3 protein-coding genes and 1 pseudogene are annotated in these 5,765 nt (G+C 66.5%); 2 read left to right on the top strand and 2 right to left on the bottom strand.

Going from position 1 to position 5,765, the window contains the following annotated elements:
* Nucleotides 1-82: 82 nt before the first annotated feature.
* A pseudogene (locus ABZS66_RS60105) lies at nucleotides 83-1,284 on the bottom strand (IS110 family transposase); the annotation flags it as partial.
* A 524-nt stretch (nucleotides 1,285-1,808) separates the two neighbouring features.
* The gene (locus ABZS66_RS60100; protein ID WP_354773731.1) at nucleotides 1,809-2,180 is read right to left on the bottom strand and encodes an RICIN domain-containing protein; all 372 of its coding nucleotides are present in this window, start codon (nucleotides 2,178-2,180) and stop codon (nucleotides 1,809-1,811) included.
* Between ABZS66_RS60100 and ABZS66_RS60095 the strand changes: the two genes are divergently transcribed.
* A complete protein-coding gene (locus ABZS66_RS60095) occupies nucleotides 2,173-2,400 on the top strand; it encodes a hypothetical protein (protein WP_354773729.1) in 228 nt (75 codons plus the stop codon). The two genes, ABZS66_RS60100 and ABZS66_RS60095, sit on opposite strands and share 8 nt — an antisense overlap.
* 1,197 nt (nucleotides 2,401-3,597) lie before the next feature.
* Nucleotides 3,598-5,439, top strand: a complete 1,842-nt coding sequence (locus ABZS66_RS60090; protein ID WP_354773727.1) for a DUF4118 domain-containing protein — start codon at nucleotides 3,598-3,600, stop codon at nucleotides 5,437-5,439.
* Nucleotides 5,440-5,765 lie beyond the last annotated feature (326 nt).

Raw genomic sequence — 5,765 nt, 5'->3', positions numbered from 1 at the left:
GCTCCGCCCCGGTGCTGCCGCCTGCCCACTCACTGAACATTTTCGAGTCAGCCGCTGTCTGCCGACGCTCACCGGCATTGCCGAATGCCTTGATCGGGTCGTAGGTTCGGCCGGTTTGCAGGCAGTGGTGGAGCTGTCCGAGCATGCGGTTGAACAGGTGGCGCAGGGCGGCTGCGTGGCGGTCGCCGTGGGCGCGGCGGTTGTCGTAGTGCTGTTTGCTGGGGCCAGGGCGTGGAATGGCCGCGAAGGCCCAGAGGAAGCCGATGGTGTTGAGGCGATCGTTCTTGATGGTGCGGCGTGTGATGGCGATGCTGCGGCCGGAGGCTCTGGTCACTGGTGCGGAGCCGGCGTATGCCTTGAGTGCTCGTGCGTCGGTGAAGCGGGCTCGGTCATCGCCGATCTCGGCTAGGAGCCGGGCGCCGCTGAGATCGCCCATTCCTGGGAAGCTGGTGATCACCTCGTAGTCGGGGTGCTGGGTGAACGCTTCGGCAGCAGCGTGGCCGAGCTGGTCTGCGTTGTCGCATTCGGCGTTCAGCGTGGCGAGCAGGGCGAGCGCTTGGCGGCCCATGGCGTCTTCGACGAGCGGTGCCTGTCGCAGCTGCGGCAGGCGAAGGGCTTCATGAATCTCTGCGGTCAGCCGGTCGATGCCGCGTTGCCGGCCGGCCTTGCGCAGGGCGGCGGCGATGCGGGCTGTGGTGAGCTTGGCGCCGGCGGCGGGGCCAGCGCGAGGATGTGGCGTGCTTCGCTGGTGGCGAGGTTCGTGGCTCCGCTGCGCTGGAACGCAGCCAGCATGCCTGGGTAGTACTCGCGTAGCAGCGATCGTAGTTCTTGCAGGGCCTTGGTCCTCCGCCAGACAGCATCTTGAGCGGCGCGGGCGAGCACCGCGATGGCTCGAGCGAGTTCGGTGTCGGCTGGCAGAGGCCGGTGGGCGTGGGCGTCGGTGCGCAGGATGTTGGCCAGGACCATGGCGTCGGCGTGGTCGGATTTCTTGCGCGAGACGGTGTGCCGTTCTCGGTAGCGGGCGACGGCCATCGGGTTGATCGAGTAGACCCGGCGGCTGGTCTCTCGCAGGGCCGCGACCAGCAACCCTCGGGGAGTCTCGATCGCCACTGGGATGGGATCTGCCTGGGTGTCGCCGGCCTCGGCGAGCATCGCGATGAGCTCGGCAATGCCCGCGGCGGAATCGGCGATGCGACGCTTGGCCACCAATCTGCTCTCCGCATCGACCAGAGCGACGTCGTGATGCTGTTCGGCCCAGTCGATGCCGCAGAATACCTTCGCCAAACCTCGCTCCAGGCTCTCCAACCAGCGAGGTATGGGCCATGCGGACGGGCTCGAACCACGAGCAGCATCCTCGGTCAAGAGAGATGGTGGTGACCCGGCCGGGGGTGCGCCGGTCTCAATGAAGGACTCTTCGGACCATGGTCAGGACGAGGCGTCACGGACCGAGTCACCACCACAGAAGGAAGCTCCCGGGTGACCGTCGGTGCCTTTGCCTTCGGCAGTTATTAGGTCAGGACCCGGGCAAGAGGGTGGTCATCGAGCGTCCCTGTCGACGTCGGCGGCGATCTGGCCGCGTCACAACAAGCACTTGCGGCAATGCGTCGCACAATCCCGCCGATCAACGATCCACCCGCCGTGGTCGGAAACCAGCACGGCCGCTGGCGTGGGGACTTCGGGATCGACGGCGAGCACGGGCGTATCTCCCCAACAGCCGCCGGCGCGCGGCCCTGCTTGGAACCTCGATCGGCTGGTCCCCTGGGAAGGTGCCTCCCAAGACCATCCGCAGGTTGCAAGCACTACACGGCTCAGGCAACCGGGGGTGGGTTCCACCGTTGACCGGCGGTCGATTGACAGTGCGTCCCGACCAATCTTGTCCCCGGCGCCGTGGCATCACGAGGACCGCTCAAACAGAGCCCCGTAGCCGGGTTGACGATCGCGCCGTTGGCGAACCGCCACTGTTGTGCGGCGCTGCCGTCACATCCCCAAATTTCGACCCTGGCGTCTGCGTTGGTCGCCTCGTTCATGACGCGCAGGCAGCGGTTCACCACCTGCAAGGTTCCCCCGGCTGACGCGAACCACTCCTGCGCCAGCGTGCCGTTGCAGACCCAGATCTGCACGAAGTTCCCGTCGAATCCCACCGCTCCGTCAACGTCGAGGCACATGCCGGCGATGCCCACGATCGCGCCGCGCCGAGCCGGGAGCGGGACGGGTGTCGCTATCGGTGACGACGGCTCGGACAGCGGCGTCCTCACAGCCGTGGGGCTCGCGCTGGCAGTTGGGTGGTTCTTCGGGGCGCTGACCGACGGGCTCACGGTTGCCCCGGCGATGATGTCCGACCGTGGCGTCAGAGAACCAACTGTCGACGGCGTCGATGACGAAGCGAGTGGCATGGTCTGAGGTTGGGATGCGGGGCTCAATGACGCTCCGAATCCCAGAACGACGGCGAGAACGAGCGCCAGCGGCACAAGTACCCACAACCAGCGACGTCGGGTGTCCCTGCCAGCGAGCGTGTGCAGACACTTGGCAGCCCTGTCGACAGGCCGGGCGAATCGCCTCTCATAGGTAACCAAGTCGGACCATTCGGGCAAGCCGCCTCGATCAGGCGCAAGGTGTCGGGGCTCAAAACGGTCGACATAGGGCCGGACCAGGGAGGGGGCATCCGACTCGTCGACGGCAGTAGGGTAGTCGGCGGCGTGATAGCCCTGGGTTGAGGCTTGCTCGCTGGAATAGCGAGCCCAGTCGGGTTTGGATAAATAGTCCAAGTTAGCCTCTTTTCGGAACGTGCCATCAAGCCCGCTTACCTCGTTGCCTGCAGGCTGCACGCACTACGACGAAGCGGGACCTCCAGTTCAGTGTTCGATCAGTCATAGTTCGTCGTGATCATGCCGGTCACGGTTGGCGGGCAGGGGCGGCATCGACGTCGGTTGAGGCATCTGGCGGACGGACGTGATCCAGCAGGCCTCCCGTCCGTGCCCTGGTGGCATTGCAACCGGGCAACCGCGGCAGTGTGCCGCGCAACAACCTGATCCTCATCGCAGGTGAGCGAGCCAAGCCGGACACTCGCCGAGCGCCCGGCAGGGCCGGGACGGTGATGAGGCTGCCGGCGGCTATGGCGCTCAGTCCTGCACCGAAGAACGACGGTCAGCGACCGGGCCCTGTCGACTTTCGCGAACGCGCCACCTCATGGAGGCCGAGCACGACGAAGGCGACCGTGCCGGCAGTGGTGATCTGCGCGAGCAGGCCAACCGCTCAGATGTGGCGGAAGCCGGGCCCAAGTCCACGCTGGAGGGGCGAGGGCAAGTATTGGGGCCCGGGGTGCGGTTGTGGTTTATGACCGGCACCTCACGCCAGGCCACGCCATCCCAGCTGCGTAATCAGGCGAGCGTTCGCCGGTCAGACACCGTCTGGCCGGGACCTGGTGTGCGTGCCGTTCATACCGGATACAAGATGGTATTATCTATTATTGAGTGTTTGTTATATTCAACGAATAGTTACCCGGTTCTGTACCGTTTAATGGTGGTTGTAGCCGCCTGTCCGGTTGCCGCTCGGGCTAGCGCGGCTTCCACGCATGGCAATGTGACGGGGCGGAACTAGATGCGCGCACGTCTGCTGTCGTTGCTGTTGCGCCCGCCGCCGTCCCTTGGGCTCGGGATGGTGGTTGCCGCGTCGTTCGCCGTGGCGGAGGCGCTGGCGCTGTATCCGCTCGAGGCAGCCACTCGTCCGGCCGTCAAGGACGCGGCCCACCTGGTCGGCGTGCTCGTGGTCTCGACCGTGTGGGGTGCCCGCCTTGGGGTGCTGACGTCGGTGGCCAGTGCGTTCACCCTCAGCTACTTCCACATCTGGCCACCTAGAAAGCCGGCCATCGCAGAGCGTCAGAATCTGGAGGAGTTCGCGTTCTTCATCGGTGCCGGGCTGCTGATCAGCTCCGTGGCAGCCCTGGCCCGGTCGCGTGCCGTCGCGGCGTCTGAACGCCGTCGGGAACGCGCCCTCGCAGTTGACTTACCCAATCTCATGCTGGGCGCCGGCGATGTGCGCTCGGTGCTGGGCACAGCGGCGCAGCGGCTCGCGGAGGTCTTCGCGTTGCCGTCTGCGGCGATCGAGCTCGGGGTGGCCGCCGCGGGCGAGCGCCGCGCCGCGTTCCCGCTTCGCGATGGTGTGACACACCTGGGTACGTTGCTGGTCCGCGCTGATGTGCCTGAGCACACGCTGGCGCAGCTGCGGCAGCGGGTGGTGCCCTGCCTGGAGGCGTTGCTCCGCGCGGCGCTCGACCGGGAGTCGATCGCCGACTCGCTGAACGCAAGTCGTGAAGAGCTCAGTGCGCTTCTAGAGCAACATGTCGCGTTACGGCGAGTGGCAACGCTGGCTGCAGGCGGGGCCCCACCGACCGAGGTGTTCGACGCTGTGAGAACGGAGCTTGGCCGGCTGCTGAACGTCGACAGCACGGCGCTGATCCGCTACGAGCCCGACGGGACGGCCAGCCGTGTCTCGGGCTACAACAAACTACGCGGCGAGTTGCTGGTCGACTTGCACTACCCGCTCGACGGCGACAATGTCGGCGGAGCGGTGTTGCGCACCGGATGCGCGGCCCGGATGGACAGCTATGACGATGCTGCAGGCCCCGCCGCTGAGGTTATACGTGGGCTGGGTATTCGATCGTCGGTTGGCGTTCCGGTCGTCGTCGAGGGGCGTTTGTGGGGTGCGGCTCTCGTCGGGTCCTCGAAGGCCGAACCCATACCGCCCGAGGCTGAGGACCGCCTGGCCGACTTCGTGGAACTCGTCGCAACGGCGATCGCCACTGCCGAGAGCCGTACACAACTGACGGCGTCCCGCGCCCGAATCGTCGCTGCAGCCGACGATGCCCGCCGCCGGTTCGAACGCGATCTGCACGACGGCGCCCAGCAACGTCTCGTTTCGCTTGGTCTGGAGTTGCGCATGGCGCAGGATTCACTGCCAGGCGAACCCAAGACGGCCGAGCAGTTGTTGGCGCACACGGCAGAGGGCCTGGCCGGCGTCTTCGAAGACCTACGGGAGATTGCGCGGGGTATCCATCCGGCGATCGTGTCCAAGGGAGGGCTCGGCCCGGCGCTGAAGACGCTCGCCCGCCGTAGTGCGGTACCCGTCGAGCTCAACCTGAACATCGACCGGCGATTGCCTGAGCGGGTCGAGGTGGCCGCGTACTACGTCGTGTCGGAAGCGCTCGCCAACGTCGCGAAGCACGCCCGAGCGTCCCTGGTGCGTGTCGACGTCAACGCGGAAGCCGGGATCTTGCACATCTCGGCGCAGGACGACGGGATCGGGGGAGCGGACCTCGGCAAGGGGTCCGGACTCATCGGGTTGCAGGACCGCGTCGAGACTTTCGGGGGCCGCCTGGAGATCGTGAGCCCAGTCGGCAAAGGGACCACCTTGCTTGTCGAGATCCCGGTCGAGGACGCGTGAGCGACGGCCGCACAGCATCAGCACACCCCGGCGCCTGGCGGCTGCCAGCCGACGCGGCCGAGGTCCTTGACTCGGCGGCGTTGACGTAGGAAACCCGGGCCGCAGCTGGAGGAACTACTCAGCAGACGACATTGGTCGGGTGGCCGGGAGGCGTCTGACCTCCCGGCTCCCACAGACCGGGGCGTGACGGTCTCCGGCCACCTGGCTCTTGTCACTGCTGATCCGCAGAAGTCACGGTGGCGCAAATTCTGCTAGCCTCGGTCTTTCGCTAAATGTTGATCAAGGCGCTGTGGATGCCCGGTTGATGTCCGTCGGGTGGTCGGCTG

Origin of the sequence: Dactylosporangium sp. NPDC005572, assembly GCF_040605515.1 — a bacterium.
GTDB lineage: Bacteria > Actinomycetota > Actinomycetes > Mycobacteriales > Micromonosporaceae > Dactylosporangium.
The sequence above is the reverse complement of the archived record's forward strand: the minus strand, read 5'-3'. Positions and strand labels throughout refer to the sequence as shown.

Coding starts and splice junctions, on each gene's coding strand:
- ABZS66_RS60095 (WP_354773729.1), top strand. CDS start 2,173: ATGCCCACGATCGCGCCGCGCCGAGCCGGGAGCGGGACGGGTGTCGCT.
- ABZS66_RS60090 (WP_354773727.1), top strand. CDS start 3,598: ATGCGCGCACGTCTGCTGTCGTTGCTGTTGCGCCCGCCGCCGTCCCTT.